This is a genomic window from Zhenpiania hominis, assembly GCF_014333425.1.
Taxonomy (GTDB): domain Bacteria; phylum Bacillota; class Clostridia; order Peptostreptococcales; family Anaerovoracaceae; genus Hominibacterium; species Hominibacterium hominis.
This window is the reverse complement of the sequence record NZ_JACRYT010000003.1, coordinates 38,661-63,623: the sequence shown is the minus strand read 5'-3', so window position 1 is coordinate 63,623 and position 24,963 is coordinate 38,661. Positions and strand designations below refer to the sequence as shown.

The following is a 24,963-nucleotide window of genomic DNA, read 5'->3' as shown; positions in this document are numbered from 1 at the left end:
TTTCCGCTTATCGTCCGATCCGTTAACACAAACAAAAGATTTGTAAACATCATAAGACATAAAACAATGTACACAACTACATTCATGATATCAAGTAAATACGGAACCGTTATCAACCTCTGTATCCAATGGAGATATTCGGATATCAATTCAATGCAAAGATAGCCAACCGCTACCCCTACAATACTTCTAATTGTTATGATTCTTTTCCATCCGTTAATTTTAGGCGTACTCATGCTATACAACACCTGCCCTTCTTCTTTTCCCAGCAAGTCGGTTAGTTAAAATCTCCCCATTTCCATTTTTTATACTTCTTGTAGCTTACAGATTTTTTCCTATACTTAACCATAGGTTTTTTATTCCCCCTAATATTTATATCCAATATCATAACGCTCCATGGATACATTCCACTAGAAACTCCCGTAATCTGCCATTTCCAAATGGCTAAAGCAGCTTGTATATTTACCACATTCACATACTTACTCTGTGGCTTTGTTTCATTTCGAAAAATCTTAGTAATTCGAAGAAAGGCACTCTTTTTTGAAACTTTGGCATCTTTATATACAATTACTTGCTTTCTTTTTTTACTTTTCCACCATTCAAACTTTACTTTTAAAGTTCCTTTGCCTCTTACTTTATAAGTTATAGTTTTTTTGTGCCATGTGGGAACCGAACTATGCCCACTCGGATCCACATAGTTCACCGGATTATTCGCACAATACGCATACAGATGCAGCGTATCCGGTTCCATATTTTCCCCGCGATACGTATCCTGTGCCAAAAATCTTCCGTCTTCCGGATCATAAAACCTGGCATTGTAGTAGTACAATCCCGTCTCTTTGTCATACACCTGTCCGGTATAGCAAATCTCAACGTTCGCTCCGCTCTCTCCTCCGCAGACTTCGTCTGCTACGCTGTCCGTTTTGTCGGCACCGCTAAAGCGCTGGACAAAAAGGCATTGTCAAAATCCTCTCCAGCCCGTATCGTCGTATTCCCGAATTCATCATATGTATAAGCTGCAGCAGCAATTCCGCCATCATCGATCAGGCTGGACGTGCTCCCGCGAACATCCTTGTTATACAGATACCATGTTTCACTGCTTCCGGCGCCTCTGGCTGTCGCGATTACATTACCTTCCCGGCCAAACAGGTTGAAACTGTTTCGCTGGTTCTCTCCATCTGTAGTATACAGCACCTTGCCGTCCTGATAATAGTAGTTCCGAACGCTGCTTTCCTTCCCTTTCGTCTCTTCTTTCCGAATCCGATGTCCCTCTCCATTATATCGGTTCTTCTGATTCAGGAGGGCGGCTCCGTCTTTCTTCTTCTCGTAGCCGGCCAAACGATTCGCCGCGTCATAGGTCATGGAGATCGTTTCTCCACTCGCACTGCTCGTTTTTCCGGTCTGATTGCCGTTCCGGTCATAGGTATAGGTTTCCGTAGCGCGCACCTGCCATTCTCCCGTATCATCCTGTTCCTCCGTTTCTATCAGGAACAGCTGATTCAGCCCGTTATAATGGTAATCCAACAACAGGCCTTCCGGTGTCAATTCCTTGTCACGGTTCCCTGCCAAATCATAGGTGTACTCAGTCGTTTCGCTGCCTGCCCCTCCTTCCGTATGATTGATCACTTCCGCTTTTGTCAGCCTTCCGTTCTTATCGTAAGTGTAGTTTTTGTGCAGTCCAGCTCCTTTCCGCCCGCTGTCGCGTAATGGCTGATAAGCCGCTCCTGAAGGATGTTGCTGTTCTTGTCATAGGTATAGCCATAGGATTCTTTCACTTTTCCGTCCTTGTTTTCCTTTATGGTTGTCACCGTTTCTCCGTTAACCTATCATGGGTATTGCCCACATATATGTTATCACGACCTCATTTTTCTTTCACCTCTAGTCGCAGCAATGACACTTCCCTCTAATCTGGAGTTTTTTATATCCACCTTTTGGATGTTCAGAGAAAAAGATCGGTTCTGAATACTTTTTAATCTCAGGAACCTGCTTGGCAATCATCCAGAAAAGCTCTTTGTTAATAATCGTAGGACGTATATTTCCTATACACTCGTATGCTTCGTTTACATAAGTAAGCCTTTCCATCCCCTCTTTATTCAATGTCATTTTATATAGTTTAAAGTCTCCATTCATGTAAAACTCCCAATCCGGTATCTCCTCATCCACGTTCTCATCCAATTCATTCCATATCCACTTCACATAACCGGTGTCCGCATCCTGTAGCCATATCTTTTCCTCCGGATTTTCAAAGGGCATGAAGCTTTCTTGCGGTAAAACATGATCCGCTCCCCACAGCCGCCACGCAATCGGTTCATTCAGATTACTTTTCGCAAAAGCCGGCCGGAAAAATTCTTTGTCAACACCGCAGGAAAGCAGATACTGGCGTAAGGCCGGTGAAATATAATTTTCTCCATCCGGAGTATCTGCTCCAGCCATACCTTGGACAAATAACCTTTTCGTTTTTATTGGAAGCTTGAGATAAATGGGAGGTTTCGGATGCCATTGTCCCAGTGCCGGACTGACCGTCTCCATACAATCGTATTTTTCCTCATCCCAATCATCATAATAGTAACATCCTTTTTTAAAAGTCAGTAAAAATGCATCAGCAGCCTCCAAATCTTCCTGCTCATATAGGATATATCCTGTGATAACAATATTCAGTTTCTTTTTATGTTTCTCATGAAAGTTCCAAAATTCCTCATAATCCTCATCTTTCGTTGTGAGCTTGTAACTGTATTGCCGTCTCCTGCGAACATGATATTTCTGAAAACTCCCTTCAAAAAGTTCTACGATTTTTCTTTCCTCGCTTGAAAATCGATCGGTTCTATACCACTCTTCATCCTCCCAGTCTTCCTCCTGTTTCGTTCTCAACTCAATGTTTAATTCAATGTACATCTTCTTTCCTCATACTACAATATATTTATAGTTAATATCCCTTACAGCCAATCTGCCCTTTATGATAAACACCATTGCATTCTTCTAGCACCACTGAATCAATTGAAATACGCCTACCCATCTCATTTCAGATTGAACTGACAACGGAATACTAATAGCTGATACAATCAGCGCAATCCCCCCAATAATAAAGGGGCCTCCCAGCCTGTTTTTTAGTCGAAAAGAATGGAATAACCCAAAGCCTAACAGAAATATCCCTGTTCCTGTCAGTATATAGTTTGGCAAAACTCCGCCGGCTGTCAATAGTATGACAGGAATCGAAAGGATTTGGAGAAAAATCCCTGCTTTTTCTCCTGCCTTTATTTTGACGCCCTCTTTTCTATACTCTTTTATCTTTCCGCCTATTAGGAATATTGCGAGTATCATCATTGTAATTGCTATCAGCTTACAAAACCATGAAATGAATAAGGCTGACAATGGCAACATTGCCGGATCTTCCATATATATTATTACAGGTTCCAATTCCCAATAGGTTAACCCAAATGACAGCAGGCTGCCTATCAATAAGGATATACCTACCAATCTAAAGTTATTTACTCTCATTTTCTCTTTCCTTTCCTGTAAATTGTCTTTTGCTCATTTTACAGACAAGGGTGGATACAATTATTACTGTACCCATAGTAATACACACAGGCGCAACCATGTATTGAGGAAAACGATCAATCCCTGCTTGAAGCAACTCGAAAATCAACATAATAACATTCGCCGCTAAAACAGCTATTACAACAAACAACCAACTTTTAAAACAAAGCTCTTTTTTGCGTTTGTACAATAAAACAGGCATTAAAAAGGCTAAAAGGTAATGCAATCCATAGCAAATCAGCTCAACAATAATCAATAAAAATTGGCCCCACCAATTATAGGCTCCGCTGAAGCTGCATATATTTTCAGCATATTTAAAAATATTCATAAAAATTATATTTATTGTCGGAATTCCCCAAAACAAGCATGCTTTCATTAAGCCACTCCTCTCATTTCGCAAAGGGGCTTATATTGTTGCTTACAATATTTTATGTACCTATTTTGCTATCGCTTCACATTCACTTCATAAATTCTTTTCACTTTCTTCACATTTATATTATCTGATAATTCCGTTAATTTGGCAACCCCTAAAGTTTTTTTCTCTGATTATTTTTCAGTTCTCTCAATTCCTGTCCAAAAGATGCGCAAACATCCTCTGCTAAATTCCACAGTTCTAAAAAGTAGTTGCAGTCAATCTCTTCTTCTGCAAGAAATGTTTCTTTAATGACAACAATCATCCCATCATCTTCTACCAGGAACCCTTCCGACTTTTTAAAGTGATTTAATCCTGTAGACATAATACTTCATTTCACGCTTCATATTTACCCTCCCCTTTGTTGGAAAGCCCCTACCGCGGGCGAACATTGCTGCCCAAATCAGGGAGATGGTTGCCCACGGCTTCTGGCAGGAAGGTCTGGGGGCAAACATTGGTGTAAACACAGGTGGGTTGTTTGCCCGGAGACTTAAAATCTCCCTCTTTTCTCCGCGAAATTCACCTTATTGGAAGCAAGTGGGCAAACAAGTCGTGAAAAAAACAGAGGATGTTCGCCCGCAGATCAGCTTCAGACGACTTTCGGGCAAACAGCGCCGGGGGAAAAGGCAGAATGTTTGCCCGCGTTTTCTTCATCAAATATAATCCCCGGGCTTTATTTCAAAATCAGGACCATATACAGATTAAATTTTACACATCACACTCATAACGGGTTATTAAATATTTCCCCTCTTTCGTCTTTTCCAGCGTAAAGATTGCGAATAAAAGATCCGGATCATAAAGTTCCACACATACTCTTACTTTATTCGGGCCTTCCTCATAGTAGGTATCCATGAAATCTCTATTTATCATATAAAAGGTCAATCTTTCATAAAAATCATCTTCTTTAAGCTGTTTCTGGCATTGTATTGTGGCAATATCTTTTATATTTTCATTTCTCATCCACCCATACTTGATCCGCAAAGCTTTTTCTACCGTTGCTTTTATCTCATTTCTCTCTTTTATATCACTTCTCTTTCCTGTCGTGGAGTATAGAAAAAAGCATACGAATGCTAAAATCGCTGCCATGATGATGAGCAATATTCTTCTTGTTTTTTTCCTCATAAAATCCCTCTTCCGCAATTATTTACTAAGGTTAATCAAATTCCCCATTTTCCCATTCCCCACGCGCAAAAGGACATCATTAGCGATGTCCTTTTTTCTCTATCTTTATTTTTTTACCCTTTCACGATTTCCGCTCAGTCACGTTCCGAATCCGGATCCTCTTCATTTTCCGACGGCAGGATCTCATCCTGTCCACTCTCGGTGCGGTAAGCCATTTCTTTAATTTCATTTCGATTGCTGGCAAGAGTTTCGTTAATATCGTTGAACGTTTTCTCAATGGTTCCGAACATGTCCCCGAAATACAAAGCGTTGAGATGCTCCATCTTTTCCTGGAAATTATAGAGGATGCTGTCCACATAATCATAGGTACTCATCTTAAGCTGTTTGGCGGTTTCCTCGGTTACCCGCATCAGCTCGTCCGCTCTCAGCTTTGCCTTAACGGTGATATCGTCATTTTCCACCAGGGCTTCCGCCTGCCGCTTGGCATCGGCGATAACCGCCTCATATTCCTTCTTCGCTTCCGCGATAATCCGTTCTCTCTCGTTTTTAATCCACTGGGCCTGCTGAATTTCATCCGGCAGCTCCAGCCGGATTTCCCTTACGATTTCCAAAAGTTCCTGCGCATCGACCATGATTTTTCCTGTCAACGGAAATCCTGACGCGGTATCTACGATTTCTTCAATTTCTTCTAACAGATCTAATACCTTCATTCGTGTCCTCCCCTAAACCTTTCTTTTCTTATCCATATATTCTAAAATGATTTCCGGGATCAGTCCGTCCACGCACCCGTTCAGAGAATGTACTTCCTTAATCATACTGGAACTGATAAACGAATACTGGGGATTCGTCATTAAAAAGATCGTTTCCACATTATCCCGGTAAAGTCTCGCGTTCATCTGCGCCATCTGGATCTCATATTCAAAATCCGTAGTAGCACGAAGGCCTCTGACTACTACGTCAAACTTGTTTTCATTTACATAATCCGCTAAAAGCCCGGAGAAATGATCCACTTCCACATTGGGAAGATCCTTCGTCGCCTCACGGATCATCTCTTCCCGTTCCTCCAGTGTAAACATGGATTTCTTGGAAGGATTGAAGATCACTCCGATCACCAGTTTGTCGTACAGCTTTGACGCTCTTGTAATAATATCCATATGTCCGTTTGTCAGTGGGTCAAACGAGCCTGTGTAAATGGCTTTTTGCTTCATGTCTTCTATCCTCCGCCTGTCTGAGCCTGTTCTATATCGTATTGTATCACAAGACCCCCGCCGATATCAACCATAGATTGATATTACAACGGTTCCGTACTTTTTTTCTTTGATTTTCTCAAAGCCTTCCAGTTCCTCCGGAAGCTGCTCTTCCCTTCTGTGTTCCGCTACAATCAATCCGTCCTCTGCCAGGCACCCGTATTCCCGAATCAGCGAAAAACATTCGGGCAGCAACCCCATCTCATAGGGCGGATCCAGAAAAATCACATCCATCCGCGTCCCCAGCCTTCCCAGAGTCTTCCGGAAATCTCCCGCCAGCACGGTGGATTTGTCCTGCGCCCTGCAGTAAGCGATGTTTTCCTTTATCAGCTTTAAGCTGTCCCGGGAGCTGTCCCCGAACCAGCAATGCCTGGCGCCTCTGCTCAGAGCCTCAAGCCCCAGATTTCCGGTTCCGGAAAACAAATCCAGCGCGCGGATTCCAAAGAGTCCTATCTGGCTGTCCAGCATGCTGAACACCGCTTCCTTTACTTTATCGGTTGTGGGCCGGATTCGCTCATCCACAGGGGTATGAAGCCGCCGCCCTTTATAATCTCCTGCTATAATTCTCATTGTTCTGTCACCTCTTAGGGAATTATTTTATCATATTCTGTAAAGCCTTTCCACAAAAAGAAAGGCATCCACCAAGGAAAGTGTTCCAGTGGATACCCTTCAATACATCTCAGAATTAACTTATTGACAGCACATGGTTATTTTCCGGCCATCTGCTGTTCTGCCATCTCAACCAGCTTCTTTGTCATATAGCCGCCGACATAGCCGTTCTGTCTTGCGGTCAGGTTGCCCTTATCGGTCTGCTCATAGTCGGACAGTCCCAGCTCGTTTGCGACTTCCGTCTTCAGGTTCTTTAACGCGGGTTTCGCGTTTGTATTCATCTTATCCTGTAATGACATGCTCTCTTACCTCCCGTGGTGTTATTTTCCAGACATCTGCTGTTCTGCCATCTCGACCAGCTTCTTTGTCATATAGCCGCCGACATAGCCGTTCTGTCTCGCAGTCAGGTTGCCCTTGTCTGTCTGATCATAGTTGGACAGTCCAAGTTCATTGGCAACTTCTGTTTTCAGGTTCTTCAACGCGGGTTTCGCGTTTGTATTCATTTTATCCTGTAATGACATGTTATCTCACCTCCTGTACGCTATTAATTTAACCTGGGAGAAAGAAAGTATGTCATGTAATAATTGCTTTACCTTCCTGCTTTTGGCAAGCTACAGCCTGAGGGAAAAGTCTTCGCCGAAAAGCTTGATTACACGCCTTCTGAGACCGCTGTAGGTTTCACTTTCCAGCAGCGGATCTTCTTCTGTAATCCGCTGGGCTTCCTGTTTTACGTCATTTAAAATTTTAATATGCTTTGCCAGATCCGCCAGCAGCAGATCCGGAACGCCGTGCTGCCTGGTGCCGAAAATCTCTCCCGGTCCCCGCAGCTTTAAATCCTGTTCGGCTATGTAAAAACCGTCCTGGGACTCGGCCATGATCTGCGCCCTCTGCTGGGCGATCTCCGAAGGATTGTGGGAGATCAGAACACAGTAGGAACGGTGCGACCCTCGTCCTACCCGCCCCCGCAGCTGGTGGAGCTGGGCGAGTCCGAAACGTTCCGCGTTTTCAATCACCATAACCGTGGCGTTGGGAACATTGATGCCCACTTCGATGACAACCGTGGAAACCAGCACCTGGATCTCATTGTTATAAAAACGTTCCATAATCCCGTCTTTTTCCTGCTGTTTCATGGCCCCGTGCAGCAGCGCGGTCTGAACGCCTTTGAACCGTCCGCTCAGTTCCTGATACAGCTCTTCCGCCGATTTCACATCCAGCGTTTCCGATTCGTCGATGAGCGGCGCTACCACATAGGCCTGCCTTCCTTTCTGAAGTTCCTTTTCCACAAAATCATAACAGGCGTTTCGCTGACTCTGATCAATGGCGCGGGTTGTAATTTTCTGCCTTCCCGGCGGAAGCTCGTCAATGATGGAAATATCCAGATCTCCATACAGGATCACCGCCAGGGTCCTTGGAATCGGCGTCGCGGTCATAACCAGCACATGAGGGTTTTCCCCTTTTTCGGAAAGAGCGGTCCTCTGGTTGACGCCAAACCGGTGCTGCTCGTCGGTAACGACAAGTCCCAGTTTGTGAAAGACCACATCCGGCTGAATAATCGCGTGGGTCCCGACTAAAATCTGAATCCTTCCCTCCGCAAGTTCCCGCAGCGTTTCCCTTTTTTCTTTCGAGCCCATGCTCCCGGTCAGAAGGCCGACTTTAATCCCGTGGGAAGCGAAGCTTTTGGAAAGGCCGCTGTAATGCTGCTTTGCCAGAATTTCCGTAGGCGCCATCATAACGCCCTGAAATCCGCTTTTTACTGCTTTGTACAGGGCAATTTCCGCTACCACCGTCTTTCCGGATCCTACATCGCCCTGCACAAGCCGGTTCATCACATTTCCGGAAGAAAGATCCGAAAGAATTTCTTCGGTTACCCGCTTCTGGGCCGATGTCAGCTGGTATCCGAGGCCCATGATATACGCCTCTGCCTTTTCGCCGGGGCTGAACACAATTCCTTTTTTGCCGGAGGAAGAAGCGTTTTTGGCCGCTAAGAGGCCGGTCTGCAGGGCCAGAAGTTCATCGAAAATAAGCCTGTATTTTCCCTGCAGCAGCGGTTTTCGATCTTCGGGGAAGTGAACGTTGGCAATGGCGTATTCCAGACTGCAGAGCCGGTTGCGGCTGACAAGATCCGCGGGAAGATATTCTCCGATTTCTCCTGCCGCGCTGAGGGCTGTTTTCTGCCAGCCGCGCATCTCCTTCTGCGTCAGTCCCGCGGCAAGAGGATACACCGGAAGAATCCCCGAAGACTCTCCCTGCTCCTGTTTCGAAAAGTCCGGATGGAGCATCTGCATCCGACCCCGGTTCACCGTCGGTTTTCCGTAAAAATCATAGACTGTCCCGATTTTAAAGGAATCGGCAAGATACCCTGCCTGAAAAAAAACGATCTCCAGCTTTCCGGTGGGATCCTTTACAAGAAGTCTCAGATTCTGCCGCCTTCCTCTGCGGTAGGGATCCTTTACCACCAGTTCCACTTCCGCCCGCACCCGGACCGGCTGCTCCTGTTTCAGCTGGGAAATCGGGCAGATGCTCCGCCGATCCTGATACTCTCTGGGGAAAAACATCAGAAAGTCGCCTATGGTCTCAATCCCCAGACGCTTTAGCGCGGCCTGCTTTTTCGGGCCAACCCCTTTTAATACGCTTACCGGATCCTTTAACTGCATCTATCTCGTCACCTCGATATGTCTTGGAGCAATATGCTTGGAAATCATCCCTGTCACAACAACTGCCACGCTGTTTGGCTCCATAGCGGTCATTTCCCGTACCCGCCTGTGAATTTCATCCACCAGCTGGTTGGTCACGCGGGTGATACTGGTTCCAAACCGCAGAACGACAAAAATACGGATATCCAGTCCCTGTTCCGTAAGGTTGATCTCCATATTGCTGATTTCGTCCATTCCTCCGATTTTGGAAACAAGGCCCGGCACTTTGCCTTTATGGTTGGAAATGATCACTTTTCCTTCAAATTCGTCAATGACGTCTGTAATGATTTTTCCAATCACGGATTTTGTAATCGTAATCGTTCCGAATTCCGTTTCTACTGTAATCAAAATTCGCTCCTCCTGATAGTTTTATCTATTTTAACATAATTAAACGTCTCTGCACAATCTCCGAAAGAAAATCATAATCTGTAAAAGGTGATGCTATGAATCGGAATAAATGTAAGAAACGTAAACATAAACGGCCTCCGTGCCGGCACGATGTCAAAGATATGGGATTCGTGCTGCTTGTGTTCGGAGTTGTCACAATCTGCGCCTTTTTCCTCCCGGTAAAAGCGTGGATTCTGCTGCTGGGATGTCTGCTGCTGTTCTGTGGAATCCGCCTTTACTGTAAATGAAAAGACCCGCCGCTTGCGGCAGGTCTTGCTTTTTTCATTAAATGGCACGGTTTACTTTGTTTGACCGGATGCATCTGGTACAAACTTTGGCTTTTCTTACTGTTCCGTTTTCTTCAATCCGGATCGTCTGAATGTTCGCGTTCCATTTTCTTCTTGTGTGTCTGTTGGAATGAGACACATTATTTCCGGAAACCTGGCCTTTGCCACAAATTTCACATTTTCTTGACATCTACCGCACCTCCTTTAAGTATCTTAAGCTTTCGCATGATTACAAATTGATTCGAGAGCACTCGAACAAATGACATTATATCATACAGAAATCCTCTGTACAAGTTCTTTTTTCGCCTAACTTCCGCTTTTTTCTTCTTTTTTCTCCCACAGAACCAGCCTTCCTTCCTTTCTGGTGGCGTTCAGATCGATAATCCGCTGGTTTCGGCTGCCCCGGAACGCTAACGTCAGATCCTTTTCCTCTTTTTTAAAGGGCCCGTCGATTAGCAGCCATGTATGTGCCAGGAGCCGGGCTGTATCCTCGTCGGTTTCGGCTTTTTCCCGCAGCTGTTCGTATGTATATCCGGAAAAGGTTACAATATCCAGACCTCTTTTTTCCACCTCCTCCGCCAGATCCGCAAAGGCTCCGGCCTGGCAGAAAGGTTCTCCCCCGGAAAAGGTTACGCCGGAAAGAAGAGGATTTTTATCGATTTCTTCCAGTATCCGCGAAAGAGCCACGTCCTTTCCTCCCGCGAAATCATGGGTCTGCTGGTTGTGGCAGCCCGGACAGTGGTGGGGACATCCCTGGCAGAATACCGTAAAGCGGAATCCCGGTCCGTCTACGATGGATTCCCGGACGATTCCCGCCAGCCGGATCGTGCCTGCCTGACTCATATCACCTCATACCCTTCCGCCACGTCGTGTTTGACGCGGTCCTTTTCCTCTGCCGCTTTGGCGTTATTAAAGCGGTCCACCGTACCTACCAGATATCCGGTGATTCTGCGGATACGTTCGAATCCTTCGTCCCCGTCATCTTCTGTTCGGTGGCAGTGCGGACATTCGTTATCAATAATACCGGTATATCCGCAGACCGGATCCCGGTCTACCGGGTGATTGATGGAACCGTATCCGACTCCGCTTTCCTTCATGCAGCGGACAATGCGCTCAAAGGCGTCCAGATTTTTGCACGGATCTCCGTCCAGTTCCACATAGGTAATGTGCCCGCCGTTTGTCAGAGCGTGATACGGTGCTTCCAGCCGGATTTTGTCGAAAGCGGAAATGTTGTAATATACCGGGATGTGGAAGGAGTTGGTATAATATTCCCGATCCGTCACACCCTCAATCACGCCGAACCTTTTCCGGTCAATCCGCACAAAGCGGCCGGACAGTCCCTCCGCCGGCGTCGCGATCAGCGAATAATTGAATCCGGTTCTTGCTGTGGCCTCGTCCATACGCTTTCTCATGTACCCGATGATTTCCAGGCCAAGGCTCTGCGCCTCTCTGCTCTCGCCGTGATGCGCGCCGATGAGCGCTTTCAGAGTCTCCGCGAGTCCGATGAATCCCACCGTCAGGGTTCCGTGCTTTAAGACCTCCGCCACCGAATCATTGGGCTTCAGCTTGTCCGAATCCAGCCAGATGCCCTGACCCATAAGGAACGGATAGTTTTTCGCCTTCTTGGACGCCTGAATCTTGTAGCGTTCCATCAGCTGATCCACACACAGGCTCAGCTTGCGGTCCAGATCTTCGAAGAACAGATCAATGTCGCCGTGGGCCTTGATGGCGATTCTCGGCAGATTGATCGAGGTGAAGCTCAGATTTCCTCTGCCTCCCACCACCTGCCGCTCCGGATCGTAAGCGTTGGCCATAACTCTTGTACGGCATCCCATGTAGGCGGCTTCTGTATTGTGATCGCCTTCTTTATAGAACTGCAGGTTAAAAGGCGCGTCAATGAAGGAGAAGTTCGGAAACAGTCTCTTTGCCGATACTCTGCAGGCCAGCTTGAAGAGGTCGTAGTTGGGATCTTCCGGATTGTAGTTGACGCCTTCCTTTATTTTGAAAATATGAATCGGGAAAATCGCCGTCTCCCCGTTGCCCAGTCCCGCTTCTGTGGCCAGCATAATGTTCTCCGTTACCATCCGCCCCTCAGGAGACGTGTCCGTACCGTAATTGATTGAGGAAAACGGAATCTGCGCGCCCGCCCGGGAATGCATGGTATTCAGGTTATGAACAAAGGCTTCCATAGCCTGATAGGTGGCCCGCCGGATCTCCTTGTTGGCGTATTTGGTCGCCCGTTCCTGGAGACGTCCGATCTCCTCTTCCTCGCAGAATTCTTTCAGATATTCCCGCTCTTTTTCCTTATATCCGTTGTCATCGGCAAGAATCGGACAGATCCCCTCTTCCTCTTCGATGCTTTTTCCGATCTCCATGGCTTTGTCCACGCCGTTGTCAATATCGTAAAGAATGTCCAGCATCTTTCCTACATTTTTCCAGTACAGTTTTTTAAAGGTTTTTTTCACGCCGTTTGCCATGCCGTAATCGAAATCCGGAATACTCTGTCCTCCATGCTGATCGTTCTGGTTGGACTGAATCGCGATGCAGGCCAGAGCCGCGTAGCTCTGAATATCATTAGGTTCTCTTAAAAAGCCGTGGCCTGTGGAAAACCCGCCTTTAAACAGCTTTTCAATATCAATCTGGCAGCAGGTTGTGGTCAGAGTCAGGAAATCCAGATCGTGGATGTGAATATCTCCTTCCCTGTGGGCTTTCGCGTGCTCCGGCTTTAATACAAACATCTCATAAAACTGCTTTGCTCCCTCGGAACCGTATTTGAGCATGGTTCCCATGGCGGTATCCCCGTCAATATTGGCATTTTCTCTTTTGATGTCGTTTTCCGCCGCTTCCTTGAAGGTCAGATCTTCATAAATTTTCATCAGACGGGTATTCATATCCCGCACTCTGGTCCGCTCCGCCCGGTACAGAATAAACTCCTTCGCCGTACGCGCGTGTCCGTTTTCAATCAGGACCTTTTCCACCGCGTCCTGAATCTGCTCTACCGTAGGCGTATCGTTGTGACGGATTTCCGCCAGGTAAAGCTCTACCTGCCTGGCCAGATACATGGCCATATCCTTATCTTTTCCGCCTAATACTTTCGCCGCTTTATAAATCGCGTCCGCGATTTTGTTGACGTCAAAGTCAACCGTCCTGCCGTCTCGTTTAATAATCTTTTTAATTGAATCCATACTGTATCCCCTTTACAAAGCGACCTAAAAAACGCCGCTATCGTCTGATTTCAACACTTCGCGCCCACACTATATCTAGTGGTCTCTGGAAGTGGTACATAAAAATTATACATGGTTTAGATCGGAAGTCAAGACAGAGAAGCAATCTTTTTTCCTATTCTTCATCCGCAAATAACAAAAAAAGACTGCCGGGCTTGATTCCTCAAACGCGGCAGGTTTCTGATCCTATCTTGCTTTCTTTTCTGTTATCTGTCGTGAACCCTCTCGAAGAACTCAGAGCGCAGCATAGACATTAAATGAAGGTCATAATACTTTCCGTTTTTCTTGGCGGCGTTTCTCGCGGTGCCTTCACTCTGAAATCCCATTTTTTCATAAAGAGCCGCGGCAGCTTTATTTCCGGTATAATAGTCCAGCGTTACCCGCTCCATATGCAGGAACACAAAGCAATACTCCAGAAGCTCTCTCATAAGCTCTTTTCCGAATCCGACTTTCCGGTTTGCCTCCCCCGCGATATAAAGTTTTGTAATATCAAGGGAGTCACTCTTCGGGTCCATCCTGCTGATACAGATTCTTCCGATAGGCTGCTGTATCTCCTTTTTCACTACGGTGAACTGCAGTTTCGCCGGGTCTTGTTTATCTAAAATCCACTCCTCTACGATCTCCGGATAGGAACGGTCATCCTCATAGCTGAGAAACCTGGTCACCTCCGGATCGGTTTCCCACCTGGCGAAAAATTCGCAGTCTTCGAAAACGGTCTCTCTGATGATCAAATTTTTTGTCTCCATATTGCCTGTTTCCCCCTCAAAGGAAATTGTTAAGATTTCGTGAAATCTCGTAAAAAGCTCTACCTTTGTAAAACACTATATGCTATTATTATATAGGATTTTCAATAATAAACAAGGAGAAATTCAAATTATGAAGCGATTTTTTCCCATCTTACTGATTTCGGCATTTACTGCCGTTTTTCTTCTTTTTACAGGCTGCGGCAGCCAGGGAGAAGAAAACGAAGTTTCCATAAAAGACCGGATGGATCAGAATTATGAGCAGATTACACAGGCGTCGGAAAACGCCGAAACCTTCCAGGTGATTGCGGATTCACTTTCCTCCTGGGCAAAGGAAAATAATCTGACCGTCAAATCATCCGGAGAACAGTATATCGTTTTGTCAAAAGCCGCGTCTTCCGGTTATGAAGACGCGGAAGATTTTACGTTCCACGCCAGCGTGTCACTGGATACGCCGGAGGAGAAAAGCGAAGATCTGCAGAGTGTATCTGCCGTCATGACGGCCTTAAACGGCGCGCGGCAGCATGGGGAACTGACCGGGATCATCACCTTTGAAAAGGAAGGAAGACCCATTGGCGCCAGCGCTTTGGGCAAGGAGTATCTAAACACGGATAATTTCATCAGTGTGAACGACGGCAATTCCACAGAGCTCATTAACAGCATCGCGGCGTCTTCCAATATAATGGCCTCCAAAGAATTGGACATGGTTTCACCCCGGTACACAAAGGCGTACCGGATCGTTTTAGACGGGACCCCTTATAAAAGCCCTTATGAACACCGCGGCGAGTATCCCAACGCCATAAAGACCATCGGGGATCTTTTGGCCTCCTGCCAGAGTTCCGGAGTTCTTTTTGAACTGGCGTCCTTTAACGGCGGGACAGATGTGGATCTGTATCCGCGGCGGGCGGAAGCGGCGATCGTTTTGCAGGAGAATGATGTGACAAGTTTTACCAGCCGATTTGAGAATTCTTATGAAAATGTAGCGGAATATTATGAAGATCTTGATGAATCGTTTGAATATACCATGACGGAAATCGATCTGCCGGACCGGGTCATCGCGGATGACGATACTGCTAATATTGTCAGCCTGATGTACACCATTATAAACGGCACCTATTACCGCTCCGATGATGATGAGGTAACCGCCTTTTCCAATATCGGAAAAATTTCCACGAAAAACCGCTCTTTCCGGATGCAGATTAACGCCAAAAGCCTTGAAAATACCATAATGGATGAAATGCATACGGTCTTTGAGACAACCTGCGGGCTTTGCGACGTCAATTACAGTGAGCTGTCCACAACCGGGCTGTGGTACGTCTCACCGGAGACTCCTCTAATCGAAGCGTTGAGCCGGGGAATGAACACAGAGCCCACCGGAACATTGGAAAACAAGGCAGCTTCGGTCTTTCTTGACAAGAAAGAAGACTTGAATCTGGTTGTATGGAACACGGATATTGAGGACGCCGAGGATAATCTTTCCGTGATACTGGATTATATGGCAAGCTTTGGGGAAGAAAACCAGCAGTAGTAGCCGCGTATACCGGCTCCGATCAGAAAAGTGCGATGAAATTGGATACGGCTCCCGAAGGAAGATAATTGACAAGATATTCCCATATATACAGAACCAGCGTCGCCGCGAAGGTACTGACTGCCGCGATGATCGGGCTTTCTGTCAGACTGGAAAAGAACATTCCCACCGCGATAAACACGCATCCCATCAGAAAGAACTGAAAAATAGACGCGTAGTCAGACTGCAGGTACGCGTTCCCCTGCATTTTGATAATCAGAGGAAAAAGACAGAACAGGAGATTCGGCAGCAGATATACCGTTACCATCGCCAGGTACTTTCCTATTACAATACTGCTGATTTTTACCGGAGAAGTAAACAGCAGCTGATCCGTTTTGCTCTTTCTCTCCTCCGCGAAGCTGCGCATGGTCAACACAGGAACGAGTACCAGCAGAACCAGCATAATCGAAGACAGCGTATAGGAAAAATACGGATATCCCTGACTCAGATTATAAATCATAAAATAGACTCCGGTAAATGTGACCAGAAACGCAATGAGAACATATCCGGTCATGGATCGGAAAAAGGAGCTAAGCTCTTTTTTGTAAACGGCTCTCATGACGTTTTCCTCCTTCCTGAATCAGTTTCAGATAAACATCCTCCAGGGAGCCGTTATCTTCATACAGCGAAAGCAGCGGGCACCTGCGCTCGGCGAAGGCAAAAAACAGCGATTCCCGAATATCGGCTCCTTCTTTTGGTGTAAGCTTTACTTCGTAGTGATCCTCTGCTTTTCTGCTGAACTCGGAATCCTCGATACCGCGGACGTCTGCCAGAATCTGTTTGATCTGATCCAAGGTTCCCTTTACCTCCAGGCACAGCGTATCTCTGCCGCTGAAGAGGCGCTCCAGGTTTTCCGGCGTATCCTGGGCCACCAGTCTTCCTTTGGCGATGATCAGAATATAATCGCACAATTCCCGTACTTCCGCCAGGATATGGGAGCTGAGAATCACTGTATGGTTCTTTGCCAGGCTCCGAATCAGCTGACGGATTTCGATAATCTGCTGGGGATCGAGCCCCACCATGGGTTCGTCCAGGATAATGGTTTCCGGAAAACCTAAAATTGCCTGCGCCAACCCCACACGCTGCCGATACCCCTTGGAAAGATTGGCAATCAGCCGATCCGCCATATGGGACAGCTTTACTCTGCTCATAATAACCTCCGTCTGGATTTGGCGTTCTTTTTTGGGAACGCCTTTCAGTTCGGCGGTAAAAAGAAGATATTCCCTCACCGTCATGTCCATATAAACCGGAGGAAGCTCCGGCAGGTAGCCGACGGATTTTTTAAATTCTTCCGGGTTTTTCAGAATATCATATCCGTTGACCGTCACACTTCCTTTTGTCGCCGCCAGATATCCGGTAATGATATTCATGGTCGTGGTTTTTCCCGCGCCATTGGGACCTAAAAAGCCGTAGACTCTGCCCTTATCAATGGAAAAGGTCAGACCGTCTACGGCTACATGGTTCCCGTATTTTTTTACCAGTTTTTTCACCTCTATCATCTATCGTACCCTCCTTCAGTTATAGTTTAAAGTCTCGTCTCAAGGGTACTATGGGATTGTCAGCGCGGCCGGAAGAATCCCGGAGCGGTCTCTGGTTTTTTCATGGAAAAAACTTCATGCGTTCATCCTGTTTTCCTCGAATTACTCAAAAAACAGTCACAAAAAACCACGGCGCCCGCCTTCTTCAGGCAGCCCGCGCCGCGGTTCGTCTTTCTTTGTCAGATCGCTTTACAGGTCATAGTACATGTCGAATTCCATCGGAGTCGGCATCATGCTCTGCTTCTTCGTTTCCGCTCTCTTGTTAATCAGCCAGATTTCAATCAGCTTTTCCGGGAAAACTCCGCCTTCTGTCAGGAAGTCATGATCCTCTTCCAGCGCATCCAAAGCTTCATCCAGCGTTCTCGGAAGACTCTTGATCTGCTTCTTTTCCTCATCGGAAAGATTATAGAGGTTAAAATCGTAAGGTCCGTATCCCTCCGCCATCGGATCGATCTTATTTTTGATTCCGTCGCATCCCGCCATCAGGATCGCGGACAGCGCGTAGTAAGGATTGCAAGTTCCGTCCGGATTGCGGATTTCAAACCGTTTTTTATCCGGATCCTTCGCGTAAGCCGGAATCCGGATTACCGAACTGCGGTTAGCGGTGGCAAAGCCGATGGTAACCGGAGCCTCATAGCCCGGCACCAGCCGCTTGAAGGAATTGGTGCTCGGATTGGTAAAAGCACAGAGCGCGCGGATATGTTTTAAAATTCCTCCCATAAAGTGCAGGGCGGTCTGCGAAAGCTGGGAATAGCCGTTTTCATCGTAAAACAGCGGCTTTCCGTCTTTGAAAAGCTGCATATGGACATGCATGCCGTTTCCCGCCTCATCGAAAATCGGTTTCGGCATGAAGGTTGCCGTCTTTCCTTCGGCAATGGCTTCATTCTTAATCAGATATTTGGTCATCATGGTCTTGTCCGCCATTTCCGTTACAGTACCGAATTCCACTTCGACTTCCAGCTGTCCCGGACCGCCGACTTCATGGTGATGGTATTTGACGCGGATCCCCTGATCCTCCATCAGCATGCAGACTCTGCTTCGGAAATCATAGAGCACGTCCTGAGGCGGCGCCATATGGTATCCTCCCTTGTGGGGCATCTTATATCCCAGGTTGAAATCTCGATCCTCTTTGTTCCATTCCGCCTGCTCCGTATCAATGTAAAAGCTGGATTCATTGGGCGCTGTGGAATAGCTCACATGATCAAATACGTGGAACTCATATTCAGGCCCCACTCTCATTTCATCGGCGATCCCCGTCTTTTTCAGGTATTCCTCCGCGTGCTTGGCAACGTTTCGCGGATCCTGATCAAAAGGACGGTTATTTGGTACATCGATGACATAGACGTCTCCGATCATCGCCAGGGTGGGAATTTCCATGAACGGATCCACATAAGCGGTCGACAGATCCGGAATGAATACCATATCGCTCTTTTCTACCGGAGCAAATCCATAGTTGCTTCCATCAAAGCCGATTCCGCTTTTAAAGGTGTCTTCGGTGAAGCGATCCGCCGGAATCGTCAGATGACGCCATCTTCCGTTCAGATCGATCATCATGAAGTCCACCATCTGAATATGTTTTTCTTCCATAAAGCGTTTTGCTTCCACTAATGAGTTAAACATACACAATTCTCCTTTTTATGCTTTTTCAAAAGTCAGAGTTTTCTGTCTGACCGATGTTTTTATTATACCCTGAGTTTCCGACAGGCTCAAGGAAAATCTTTACCGGGGCCGTAAAAATACCGCACGGTTCGCTCCGTACGGTATTCTTGCTTTCATTATTTTATTGCTGCCGCATAGGAGTTTTTGACAAATCCATTTCCGCGACATGTACAATTTTTGTCTTTTTCACAACTTTGCGTATTATGTACAAAGCAACAAAAATCGGAAGTCCGATGTAGGCAACTAAAATTCCATACCAGTCGATACCGGAGGATGTAAAGGCATAATATCCCTGTCCCAAAATGACCGCTGTGCAGATAATCAGCGAATACCAGGTTCCAAATGGATAGAATTTGCTCTTATACTTCAGCTCGTTAATATCCCTTCCCTGAGCTTTAAACCCTTTCCGGAACCGGATATGGCAGATACAAATGCCAAACCAGGTCAGAAAACCAGTAAGTCCGGTAGCGTTATACAGCCAGGTATAAACGACACTGTCGCTGTCCAGGGAAGTCAGGAAGCACAGGCAGGCCGTTGCCGCGGTAAACAGCACCGCATAAAGGGGCACCCCTTTTTTGCTGACCTTCCCCAGCGCCTTCGGCGCTTTTCCGGATTCTGCCATGGAGTACAGAAGTCTGCTGGCAGAGTAGAGGGTCGAATTTCCGCAGGAAAGAATGGAAGTCAGGATGACCGCGTTCATAAAAGAAGCCGCCGCCGCAAGACCGACTTTCTCAAAGATAATCGTAAACGGGCTGACCGCTACATTATCTACATCCGCGTTCAGAAGATTCGGGTCCGTATATGGAATCAAGGTCGCGACAATAAAAATCGCGCCGATATAGAACAGCAGTATTCTCCAGAACACACTGTTGATGGCTTTGGGAACCGTCTTTTCCGGGTTAACGCATTCCCCCGCCGCGATGGCTGTGGCTTCCACGCCAACAAAGGAAAAACCGGCGACCATAAAGATACTAAAAATGGCAAAACCTCCGCCGACAAAAGGCGCTTCTCCGACCGTCCAGTTTTCAAATCCTACTGTATCGGAGTTAAAAATCCCGAAGATCATCAAGACACCGATGACCAGGAAAATAATAATCGTTACAACCTTAATTCCGGCGAACCAGAATTCCGCTTCACCAAAGATTCCCGCTGAAAACAGATTTAAAACAAGCAGCAGGATAATCGATATTGCGCTCCACATTACCGACGAACTGTCAGGGAACCAGAATTTCATAACAATGGCGGACGCTACCAGTTCCGTTGCCAGCGTCATAGCGCTGCAGTACCAGTAATTCCATCCCATGGCAAAACCGAAAGCCGGATCGACATAATCAGTGGAGTAGGTTTCAAAGGCTCCCGGAACCGGCCGATATGTGGCCATTTCTCCCAGAGCCGTCATAATAAAGTAAATCGCGATTCCAATCAGCCCATAGGCAACCATAGAGCCGCCTGGTCCGGCGGTACTGATGGAGGAACCGGTCGCTACAAAAAGTCCGGTTCCGATGGCGCCGCCGATGGCGATCATATTCATCTGTCTGGGCGAGAGTTTCCTCTGAAGCCCACTCTCATCTTTTCTTTCACTCATTTTTTAATGTTCTCCTTTCGACTGGCAGCTCATTACTCTGTCAGCAACGGATTCTCAAGAAGCAGAGAAACCGCCTTGTTTATGATGCGGGGCGTCCTCTCATACAGGTCTTCTTTGCATACCCGTTCTGTAAGCTTGTGAAAGTCCTTTCCCCATGGCCCGATATTCATACAGGGCATCGCGATCTTTTCGATAGCTTCTACAGGAATCCTGTAAAAGTCCCCGAACAACGGCATAGAATTCTTCAGGGAGTCCAATGTCTTCGCTCCGTCTTTAATGCTGGTATAACTGAGATCGGAAATCCCCGTATAAAAATATTCACGCGTATAATGCTGTCCGTACTGCCGGGTCGTATACGCGTCCAGCTGTTCCGATAAAGACGCCACTTCCGGCGCCAGATCGGTAAAATACAGATTTGAGACATTCGGATAATACGGCGGGATCAATCCGTAAACCACCCTCGGCGCCAGATCGCCGATATAGTCGAAGACAAACTCAACCAGCGCGAAGTTGCTTTCAATAATGTTGATGCTCCCGTCTTTCATCTGTTGAGACAGGTATTCTAATTTTCTCTCATATTCCGCTTTAAAGCGCTGACCATGAGCGGAACAAGCTTCTTCGTACAACCGGGCGAAATCCATAACCTTTGTTTTCCATGGAAGCCCCTTTGCCACCGGCTCGGCCACTTCGGAAAAGCGGTTGTAGCTTTCGTTCATCTCGCCGATAATTTTATCAAAAGATCGGACGCAGATCCCTTTCACCTTTTCCATTACCTCCGCCGGGCTCTGATCCAGTGTCAAAATACTGAAACATCCGGACGCGGACAGCGGCATGGAAACATCATACTGCTTTTTGCTGTCCTTCAGATATAGCCAGGTCGGCGGCGGAGCGCTCTCATTGCCTACTACATCGGAAAAGTCCATATTCAGCTCTGTGCTCCGCACAATTTCACTCATCAGGTTCAGCGGGTTAAAGCCTTCAAATACCTTTCCGATATGAGAAAGATACCCTCTCACATAAATAAACGGCATGATCTTTCCCACCGATCCTTCGGAAAAAATTCCCTGGGAAAAATCCTTTCTCTGATGAGGTTCCGAGTTAATCATAATCTTGTAGTTCAGCTTGTACCGATCTTTCAGCTCTGCCAGAAGTTCTACGCCTGCCCGCATTCCCGCGGAGAGGTTTTCTTCATCCGGAACCGCGATGACAATCACATTTCCCCTGAAGTGTTCCATTCTGCTATAACGCTCCAGAAGAGCCAGCTGAATCGAGCCGCCGCCCTTCATATCCGCTCCGCCCCGTCCGAAAAGGAAGGTTCCCTCTTCCAGATCTTTTTTTGCGTCTTTCGGAAGAGAATCTCTGATTTTCATCAGTTCCTCCGCCAGTTCGTCCGGAGAAAAGGCATAGGATTTCAGCAGTTTAAAATCCTCAATTTCCACCACATCATTGTGGTGGACGAACACAATCGTATCGTCTCCCTCGCCTTTCACCATTCCGTAGCAAACCGCCCGGTCAAAAGGGTCTCCCGGGATGGACCAGGTTCCAAAATGCTCCGGATGCTCCCTGAAATACGGAATTTTAGACAAATGATCCACCAGGAACTGTTCCGCTTCTTTTTCCCTCTCCGTATAGGTGAAGCTCTGGGTCTTCATGTAGCGGTATAAAATGTTCTGTATATCCTTTTCAATCCCCTGTAAAATTGTATGTCTTTCACTCATCTTGTTTTGTTCTCTGCCTTCCCTTATTTTCTGCACAGCGGGCAGGTCAGGCAGGTCGGCCCTCCGGTCCCCCTGTAAGACATCTCTTTTCCTTCGTAAGTCATCACTTCCACACCTAGCTCTTTTAATTTCGCCTCTACTTTCGGGCATCCCTTGATCAGGATTACTTTTCCCGGCTCCAAAGCCAGCAAATTTGTTCCCAGATAGTCGTACTCATCGTCGTCTGCTTCGATCAGCGTGATTCCCCGGTCAATCAGATATTCGCGGAAAAATACCGGCATGAATTTGGAATAAACCACCGCCTTGTCCGTATCTACAAAGCTGATAATGCTCATCAGATGCAGGCACGCGTCTTCTCCTTCGCCATGGGGCATTGGCACAATGATATATTCATCGATGAAGTCCTTTGTCAATTCTTTGAACTGGCGGATTCCTTCGTCATTGGTCCGGTATCCTCTTCCGATGGCAACCGTCCTTTCGTCAATCCACAGCACATCTCCGCCTTCCATTTTTCCCGGCGGCTCAATCCGTCCCAGAGTGGGGATCCCGATTCCCTCCAGAAACTCTTTTGTCGCTTCCCACTCTCTGCCGCGAAGCACCTTGCCCATAGGGAAGTAAATCGCTCCCTTTTTGGTGATTTTCAGCGGGTCGTGGGTGTAAATGGAATCCAGGCCAGTCCGGTCATCCTGGGGAAGATAGTAAACGTTTTCTACATTGTCGGTAATGTACTTTTCAAATACTTCATATTCTTTTAAAACGGTCTCATAATCCGGGCAGCCGAAGTATTTGAATTCCTCCCAGGTTTTGTCCAGATTTTCCTGGCTGATAAAGGCCTGCTGCGGCCGTTTGATTAAAATTGATTCAATTTTTTTCACCATTGACTGACATCCATAATCCATAAGTTTTCCTCCTGATTCCTGCCGCCTTCCGGCAGCCGTTCTGTTTCATAGTGTAATAATTATAGTAAGCAAAATTCATGCCAACGTGCTTTTCCCTCGTTTTCCAGCTGGTTTCCCTTGCAATCAGATGTTTTCAGAATCTTATTCACTTTCTGTATAATACGCAAAATTTTTTTCTCGACCTCGAAATCGAAAGAAATTTTGCATCTTGCGCAAAATTTCTTTCGCCCTATTTCTTTAATCCGTATTTGCTCAGTTTGTAGCTCAGAGCCTGCCTGCTGATCCGCAGTTTTTCCGCTGCGGCCGTCATGCTGGGCGCAGTTTTGCACGCCTGCCGGATCAGTTCTTTTTCAAAGCTTTCCACCATTTCCGTCAGAGAATGTTCTCCGTCCGGTTCCGGGATACTTGCGGAAAGCTCCGGTTTCACCGCTTCGCTGACCTGTTTCTTCTCATACAGCAGGGTGTCCGGAAGTTCCCTCATGGTCAGTTCCTCCCCCTGCGCCATGTTGAATCCGTATTCAACCACATTTCGCAACTCCCGGATATTCCCCGGCCATGAATAGTTTAGCAGCATTTTCTGCGCCAGTTCGCTGTATCCGCGGATGTGCATACCTCTCTGCCGGTTGTAAATTTCAATATAATGCCGGATCAAAACCGGAATATCCTGTTTTCGCTCCTGCAGCTGCGGCAGTCGTATTTCGACGACGCCCAGCCGATAATACAAGTCTCTTCTCAACTCTCCCGCGCTCAGAATATCTCTGGTATCGCGGTTGACCGCGGAAACGATGCGGACATCGATCTTCCGTTCCCGCTCTTCTCCGATCCTGCGAATTTTCTGTTCCTCCACAGCTTTCAGGAGTTTTCCCTGCAGGCTAATCTCCATAGAGTTCAGCTCGTCCAGAAACAAAGTGCCCCGGTCGGCCAGTTCAAAGAGCCCCCTTCTGTCCTCCGCTCCCGTATAGCTGCCCCGCGCGGTTCCAAACAGTGTGCTTTCCAAAAGGCCCATGGGAATCGCCGAACAGTTCTGCGAAACAAAGGGACCGTCCGCCCTCCGGCTGTGGCTGTGAATAGACTGAGCCGCCAGTTCCTTTCCGGTCCCGGTATCCCCGATGAGCATCACCGGAGAGCCGCCTTCCGCCGCCCGTCGGATCTGCTGCTTCACCTTTTTCATATAAGGATCTTCGGTAATCAGATCATCCAGGCAGTAAAGCCGGTCTTCCTGCAGTTTCGCGTTTTGCCGCTTTTGGATATCCTTGCTGCGGGGACTTCCTTCGGGATCTAAAAGGATGACCCCTTCCACCGCGCCGATGATCTTGTTTCCCAGTTCAATAGGATATGTGCTGCAGGAAATCGTCATGGTCATTCCATTCCAGTCTGTCACGGTTTGTATTTCGTCTACAATCGGCTGCCCGGTTTTCATCACGCGGAACATCGTGCTTTCCGCTTCCGTCAAATCCGGATATACCTCCAAAAGGTGCCTTCCGGTATATCCTTCATTTCCAATCGAACACTTTCCCGCGTCAATCACAGCCGTGTATTCGATAATCCCTTCCCGGTTTGTAATCATAATCGAATCCACACTGTCGTATATGTTACTCAGTTGTTCCAGACAATTTCCAAACATAAAACCCTTTCCGCTTCCATCTTCCATTGCGTTCTTCTGATTTTCCGGCTCTGTTTTAAGATTTCTGCTCCTCTTTTATTATACAAGGCAGCACCCGCATTTTGCAAGACGCAGT

The 24,963-nt window shown here is 47.0% G+C and carries 28 protein-coding genes; 2 read left to right on the top strand and 26 right to left on the bottom strand.

Going from position 1 to position 24,963, the window contains the following annotated elements; all coding sequences use genetic code 11:
* Positions 1-277: 277 nt before the first annotated feature.
* The 15 genes from H9L42_RS04630 to H9L42_RS04560 all read right to left on the bottom strand — a co-directional run bounded on the left by H9L42_RS04630 (position 278) and on the right by H9L42_RS04560 (position 9,965).
* The gene (locus H9L42_RS04630) at positions 278-868 is read right to left on the bottom strand and encodes an RHS repeat-associated core domain-containing protein (RefSeq protein ID WP_187302412.1); all 591 of its coding nucleotides are present in this window, start codon (positions 866-868) and stop codon (positions 278-280) included.
* Positions 869-909: 41 nt separating this feature from the next.
* Positions 910-1,626, bottom strand: a complete 717-nt coding sequence (locus H9L42_RS04625) for a hypothetical protein (RefSeq protein ID WP_187302218.1) — start codon at positions 1,624-1,626, stop codon at positions 910-912.
* An 11-nt stretch (positions 1,627-1,637) separates the two neighbouring features.
* Positions 1,638-1,808, bottom strand: coding sequence for a hypothetical protein (locus H9L42_RS04620; protein ID WP_187302217.1), 171 nt, complete (start codon positions 1,806-1,808; stop codon positions 1,638-1,640).
* Positions 1,809-1,878: 70 nt separating this feature from the next.
* A complete protein-coding gene (locus tag H9L42_RS04615; RefSeq protein ID WP_187302216.1) occupies positions 1,879-2,892 on the bottom strand; it encodes a hypothetical protein in 1,014 nt (337 codons plus the stop codon).
* 84 nt (positions 2,893-2,976) lie between these two features.
* Entirely contained in the window at positions 2,977-3,495 is a 519-nt protein-coding gene (locus H9L42_RS04610) for a hypothetical protein (RefSeq protein ID WP_187302215.1), read from the bottom strand.
* Positions 3,482-3,910: a hypothetical protein gene (locus tag H9L42_RS04605; protein WP_187302214.1), complete on the bottom strand. Its 429-nt coding sequence runs from the start codon at positions 3,908-3,910 to the stop codon at positions 3,482-3,484. The genes H9L42_RS04610 and H9L42_RS04605 overlap by 14 nt, the downstream gene beginning before the upstream one ends.
* A 151-nt stretch (positions 3,911-4,061) precedes the next feature.
* The gene (locus H9L42_RS04600) at positions 4,062-4,271 is read right to left on the bottom strand and encodes a hypothetical protein (protein WP_187302213.1); all 210 of its coding nucleotides are present in this window, start codon (positions 4,269-4,271) and stop codon (positions 4,062-4,064) included.
* Positions 4,272-4,654: 383 nt separating this feature from the next.
* Positions 4,655-5,068 (bottom strand): hypothetical protein, encoded by a 414-nt coding sequence (locus H9L42_RS04595; RefSeq protein ID WP_187302212.1) that lies wholly within the window; start codon positions 5,066-5,068, stop codon positions 4,655-4,657.
* A gap of 134 nt (positions 5,069-5,202) precedes the next feature.
* Positions 5,203-5,778, bottom strand: coding sequence for a hypothetical protein (locus tag H9L42_RS04590; protein ID WP_187302211.1), 576 nt, complete (start codon positions 5,776-5,778; stop codon positions 5,203-5,205).
* Positions 5,779-5,790: 12 nt separating this feature from the next.
* Positions 5,791-6,276: a pantetheine-phosphate adenylyltransferase gene (gene coaD / locus H9L42_RS04585; protein WP_187302210.1), complete on the bottom strand. Its 486-nt coding sequence runs from the start codon at positions 6,274-6,276 to the stop codon at positions 5,791-5,793.
* Positions 6,277-6,342: 66 nt separating this feature from the next.
* A complete protein-coding gene (rsmD, locus tag H9L42_RS04580) occupies positions 6,343-6,885 on the bottom strand; it encodes a 16S rRNA (guanine(966)-N(2))-methyltransferase RsmD (RefSeq protein WP_187302209.1) in 543 nt (180 codons plus the stop codon).
* Positions 6,886-7,022: 137 nt separating this feature from the next.
* Positions 7,023-7,223 (bottom strand): alpha/beta-type small acid-soluble spore protein, encoded by a 201-nt coding sequence (locus H9L42_RS04575; protein ID WP_187302208.1) that lies wholly within the window; start codon positions 7,221-7,223, stop codon positions 7,023-7,025.
* 21 nt (positions 7,224-7,244) lie between these two features.
* Positions 7,245-7,445, bottom strand: a complete 201-nt coding sequence (locus tag H9L42_RS04570) for an alpha/beta-type small acid-soluble spore protein (protein WP_187302207.1) — start codon at positions 7,443-7,445, stop codon at positions 7,245-7,247.
* Between the two features lie 90 nt (positions 7,446-7,535).
* The gene (gene recG, locus H9L42_RS04565) at positions 7,536-9,578 is read right to left on the bottom strand and encodes an ATP-dependent DNA helicase RecG (RefSeq protein ID WP_187302206.1); all 2,043 of its coding nucleotides are present in this window, start codon (positions 9,576-9,578) and stop codon (positions 7,536-7,538) included.
* Positions 9,579-9,965, bottom strand: coding sequence for an Asp23/Gls24 family envelope stress response protein (locus tag H9L42_RS04560; RefSeq protein WP_187302205.1), 387 nt, complete (start codon positions 9,963-9,965; stop codon positions 9,579-9,581).
* Between the two features lie 95 nt (positions 9,966-10,060).
* On the opposite strand from H9L42_RS04560, the gene H9L42_RS04555 reads away from it, so the two are divergent.
* The gene (locus H9L42_RS04555; RefSeq protein WP_187302204.1) at positions 10,061-10,252 is read left to right on the top strand and encodes a hypothetical protein; all 192 of its coding nucleotides are present in this window, start codon (positions 10,061-10,063) and stop codon (positions 10,250-10,252) included.
* A gap of 37 nt (positions 10,253-10,289) precedes the next feature.
* On the opposite strand, the gene rpmB is transcribed toward H9L42_RS04555, so the two are convergent.
* The 4 genes from rpmB to H9L42_RS04535 form a co-directional block, all read right to left on the bottom strand.
* Positions 10,290-10,481, bottom strand: coding sequence for a 50S ribosomal protein L28 (rpmB, locus tag H9L42_RS04550; protein WP_187302203.1), 192 nt, complete (start codon positions 10,479-10,481; stop codon positions 10,290-10,292).
* A 116-nt stretch (positions 10,482-10,597) separates the two neighbouring features.
* Positions 10,598-11,134 carry an anaerobic ribonucleoside-triphosphate reductase activating protein gene (gene nrdG, locus H9L42_RS04545; protein WP_187302202.1) on the bottom strand — a complete coding sequence of 179 codons (537 nt, stop codon included), beginning with the start codon at positions 11,132-11,134 and terminating at the stop codon, positions 10,598-10,600.
* On the bottom strand, positions 11,131-13,476 hold the full coding sequence (locus H9L42_RS04540) for an anaerobic ribonucleoside triphosphate reductase (protein ID WP_187302201.1): 2,346 nt from the start codon (positions 13,474-13,476) through the stop codon (positions 11,131-11,133). Before H9L42_RS04540 ends, nrdG begins: the two co-directional genes overlap by 4 nt.
* A gap of 245 nt (positions 13,477-13,721) precedes the next feature.
* Entirely contained in the window at positions 13,722-14,261 is a 540-nt protein-coding gene (locus tag H9L42_RS04535; protein ID WP_187302200.1) for a GNAT family N-acetyltransferase, read from the bottom strand.
* A gap of 130 nt (positions 14,262-14,391) precedes the next feature.
* On the opposite strand from H9L42_RS04535, the gene H9L42_RS04530 reads away from it, so the two are divergent.
* On the top strand, positions 14,392-15,786 hold the full coding sequence (locus H9L42_RS04530; protein ID WP_187302199.1) for a zinc-binding metallopeptidase family protein: 1,395 nt from the start codon (positions 14,392-14,394) through the stop codon (positions 15,784-15,786).
* Positions 15,787-15,808: 22 nt separating this feature from the next.
* Here the strand turns inward: H9L42_RS04530 and H9L42_RS04525 are convergent, their stop codons facing one another.
* The 7 genes from H9L42_RS04525 to H9L42_RS04495 all read right to left on the bottom strand — a co-directional run bounded on the left by H9L42_RS04525 (position 15,809) and on the right by H9L42_RS04495 (position 24,875).
* Entirely contained in the window at positions 15,809-16,384 is a 576-nt protein-coding gene (locus H9L42_RS04525) for an ABC transporter permease (RefSeq protein ID WP_187302198.1), read from the bottom strand.
* Complete coding sequence (locus H9L42_RS04520; RefSeq protein ID WP_187302197.1) at positions 16,356-17,324, bottom strand: ABC transporter ATP-binding protein; 969 nt, start codon at positions 17,322-17,324, stop codon at positions 16,356-16,358. Before H9L42_RS04520 ends, H9L42_RS04525 begins: the two co-directional genes overlap by 29 nt.
* Positions 17,325-17,552: 228 nt before the next feature.
* Complete coding sequence (glnA, locus tag H9L42_RS04515; RefSeq protein WP_187302196.1) at positions 17,553-18,983, bottom strand: type I glutamate--ammonia ligase; 1,431 nt, start codon at positions 18,981-18,983, stop codon at positions 17,553-17,555.
* A gap of 160 nt (positions 18,984-19,143) precedes the next feature.
* A complete protein-coding gene (locus H9L42_RS04510; RefSeq protein ID WP_187302195.1) occupies positions 19,144-20,607 on the bottom strand; it encodes an amino acid permease in 1,464 nt (487 codons plus the stop codon).
* Positions 20,608-20,639: 32 nt separating this feature from the next.
* A complete protein-coding gene (locus tag H9L42_RS04505; protein WP_187302194.1) occupies positions 20,640-22,325 on the bottom strand; it encodes a M20/M25/M40 family metallo-hydrolase in 1,686 nt (561 codons plus the stop codon).
* A gap of 23 nt (positions 22,326-22,348) precedes the next feature.
* Entirely contained in the window at positions 22,349-23,224 is an 876-nt protein-coding gene (locus H9L42_RS04500; RefSeq protein WP_187302193.1) for a dimethylarginine dimethylaminohydrolase family protein, read from the bottom strand.
* A 229-nt stretch (positions 23,225-23,453) separates the two neighbouring features.
* Positions 23,454-24,875: a sigma-54 interaction domain-containing protein gene (locus H9L42_RS04495; protein WP_187302192.1), complete on the bottom strand. Its 1,422-nt coding sequence runs from the start codon at positions 24,873-24,875 to the stop codon at positions 23,454-23,456.
* Between the last annotated feature and the right edge of the window lie 88 nt (positions 24,876-24,963).

Coding starts and splice junctions, on each gene's coding strand:
- H9L42_RS04615 (WP_187302216.1), bottom strand. CDS start 2,892: ATGTACATTGAATTAAACATTGAGTTGAGAACGAAACAGGAGGAAGAC.
- H9L42_RS04610 (WP_187302215.1), bottom strand. CDS start 3,495: ATGAGAGTAAATAACTTTAGATTGGTAGGTATATCCTTATTGATAGGC.
- H9L42_RS04605 (WP_187302214.1), bottom strand. CDS start 3,910: ATGAAAGCATGCTTGTTTTGGGGAATTCCGACAATAAATATAATTTTT.
- H9L42_RS04600 (WP_187302213.1), bottom strand. CDS start 4,271: ATGTCTACAGGATTAAATCACTTTAAAAAGTCGGAAGGGTTCCTGGTA.
- H9L42_RS04595 (WP_187302212.1), bottom strand. CDS start 5,068: ATGAGGAAAAAAACAAGAAGAATATTGCTCATCATCATGGCAGCGATT.
- H9L42_RS04590 (WP_187302211.1), bottom strand. CDS start 5,778: ATGAAGGTATTAGATCTGTTAGAAGAAATTGAAGAAATCGTAGATACC.
- coaD (WP_187302210.1), bottom strand. CDS start 6,276: ATGAAGCAAAAAGCCATTTACACAGGCTCGTTTGACCCACTGACAAAC.
- rsmD (WP_187302209.1), bottom strand. CDS start 6,885: ATGAGAATTATAGCAGGAGATTATAAAGGGCGGCGGCTTCATACCCCT.
- H9L42_RS04575 (WP_187302208.1), bottom strand. CDS start 7,223: ATGTCATTACAGGATAAGATGAATACAAACGCGAAACCCGCGTTAAAG.
- H9L42_RS04570 (WP_187302207.1), bottom strand. CDS start 7,445: ATGTCATTACAGGATAAAATGAATACAAACGCGAAACCCGCGTTGAAG.
- recG (WP_187302206.1), bottom strand. CDS start 9,578: ATGCAGTTAAAGGATCCGGTAAGCGTATTAAAAGGGGTTGGCCCGAAA.
- H9L42_RS04555 (WP_187302204.1), top strand. CDS start 10,061: ATGAATCGGAATAAATGTAAGAAACGTAAACATAAACGGCCTCCGTGC.
- rpmB (WP_187302203.1), bottom strand. CDS start 10,481: ATGTCAAGAAAATGTGAAATTTGTGGCAAAGGCCAGGTTTCCGGAAAT.
- nrdG (WP_187302202.1), bottom strand. CDS start 11,134: ATGAGTCAGGCAGGCACGATCCGGCTGGCGGGAATCGTCCGGGAATCC.
- H9L42_RS04540 (WP_187302201.1), bottom strand. CDS start 13,476: ATGGATTCAATTAAAAAGATTATTAAACGAGACGGCAGGACGGTTGAC.
- H9L42_RS04535 (WP_187302200.1), bottom strand. CDS start 14,261: ATGGAGACAAAAAATTTGATCATCAGAGAGACCGTTTTCGAAGACTGC.
- H9L42_RS04530 (WP_187302199.1), top strand. CDS start 14,392: ATGAAGCGATTTTTTCCCATCTTACTGATTTCGGCATTTACTGCCGTT.
- H9L42_RS04525 (WP_187302198.1), bottom strand. CDS start 16,384: ATGAGAGCCGTTTACAAAAAAGAGCTTAGCTCCTTTTTCCGATCCATG.
- H9L42_RS04520 (WP_187302197.1), bottom strand. CDS start 17,324: ATGATAGAGGTGAAAAAACTGGTAAAAAAATACGGGAACCATGTAGCC.
- glnA (WP_187302196.1), bottom strand. CDS start 18,983: ATGTTTAACTCATTAGTGGAAGCAAAACGCTTTATGGAAGAAAAACAT.
- H9L42_RS04510 (WP_187302195.1), bottom strand. CDS start 20,607: ATGAGTGAAAGAAAAGATGAGAGTGGGCTTCAGAGGAAACTCTCGCCC.
- H9L42_RS04505 (WP_187302194.1), bottom strand. CDS start 22,325: ATGAGTGAAAGACATACAATTTTACAGGGGATTGAAAAGGATATACAG.
- H9L42_RS04500 (WP_187302193.1), bottom strand. CDS start 23,224: ATGGATTATGGATGTCAGTCAATGGTGAAAAAAATTGAATCAATTTTA.
- H9L42_RS04495 (WP_187302192.1), bottom strand. CDS start 24,875: ATGGAAGATGGAAGCGGAAAGGGTTTTATGTTTGGAAATTGTCTGGAA.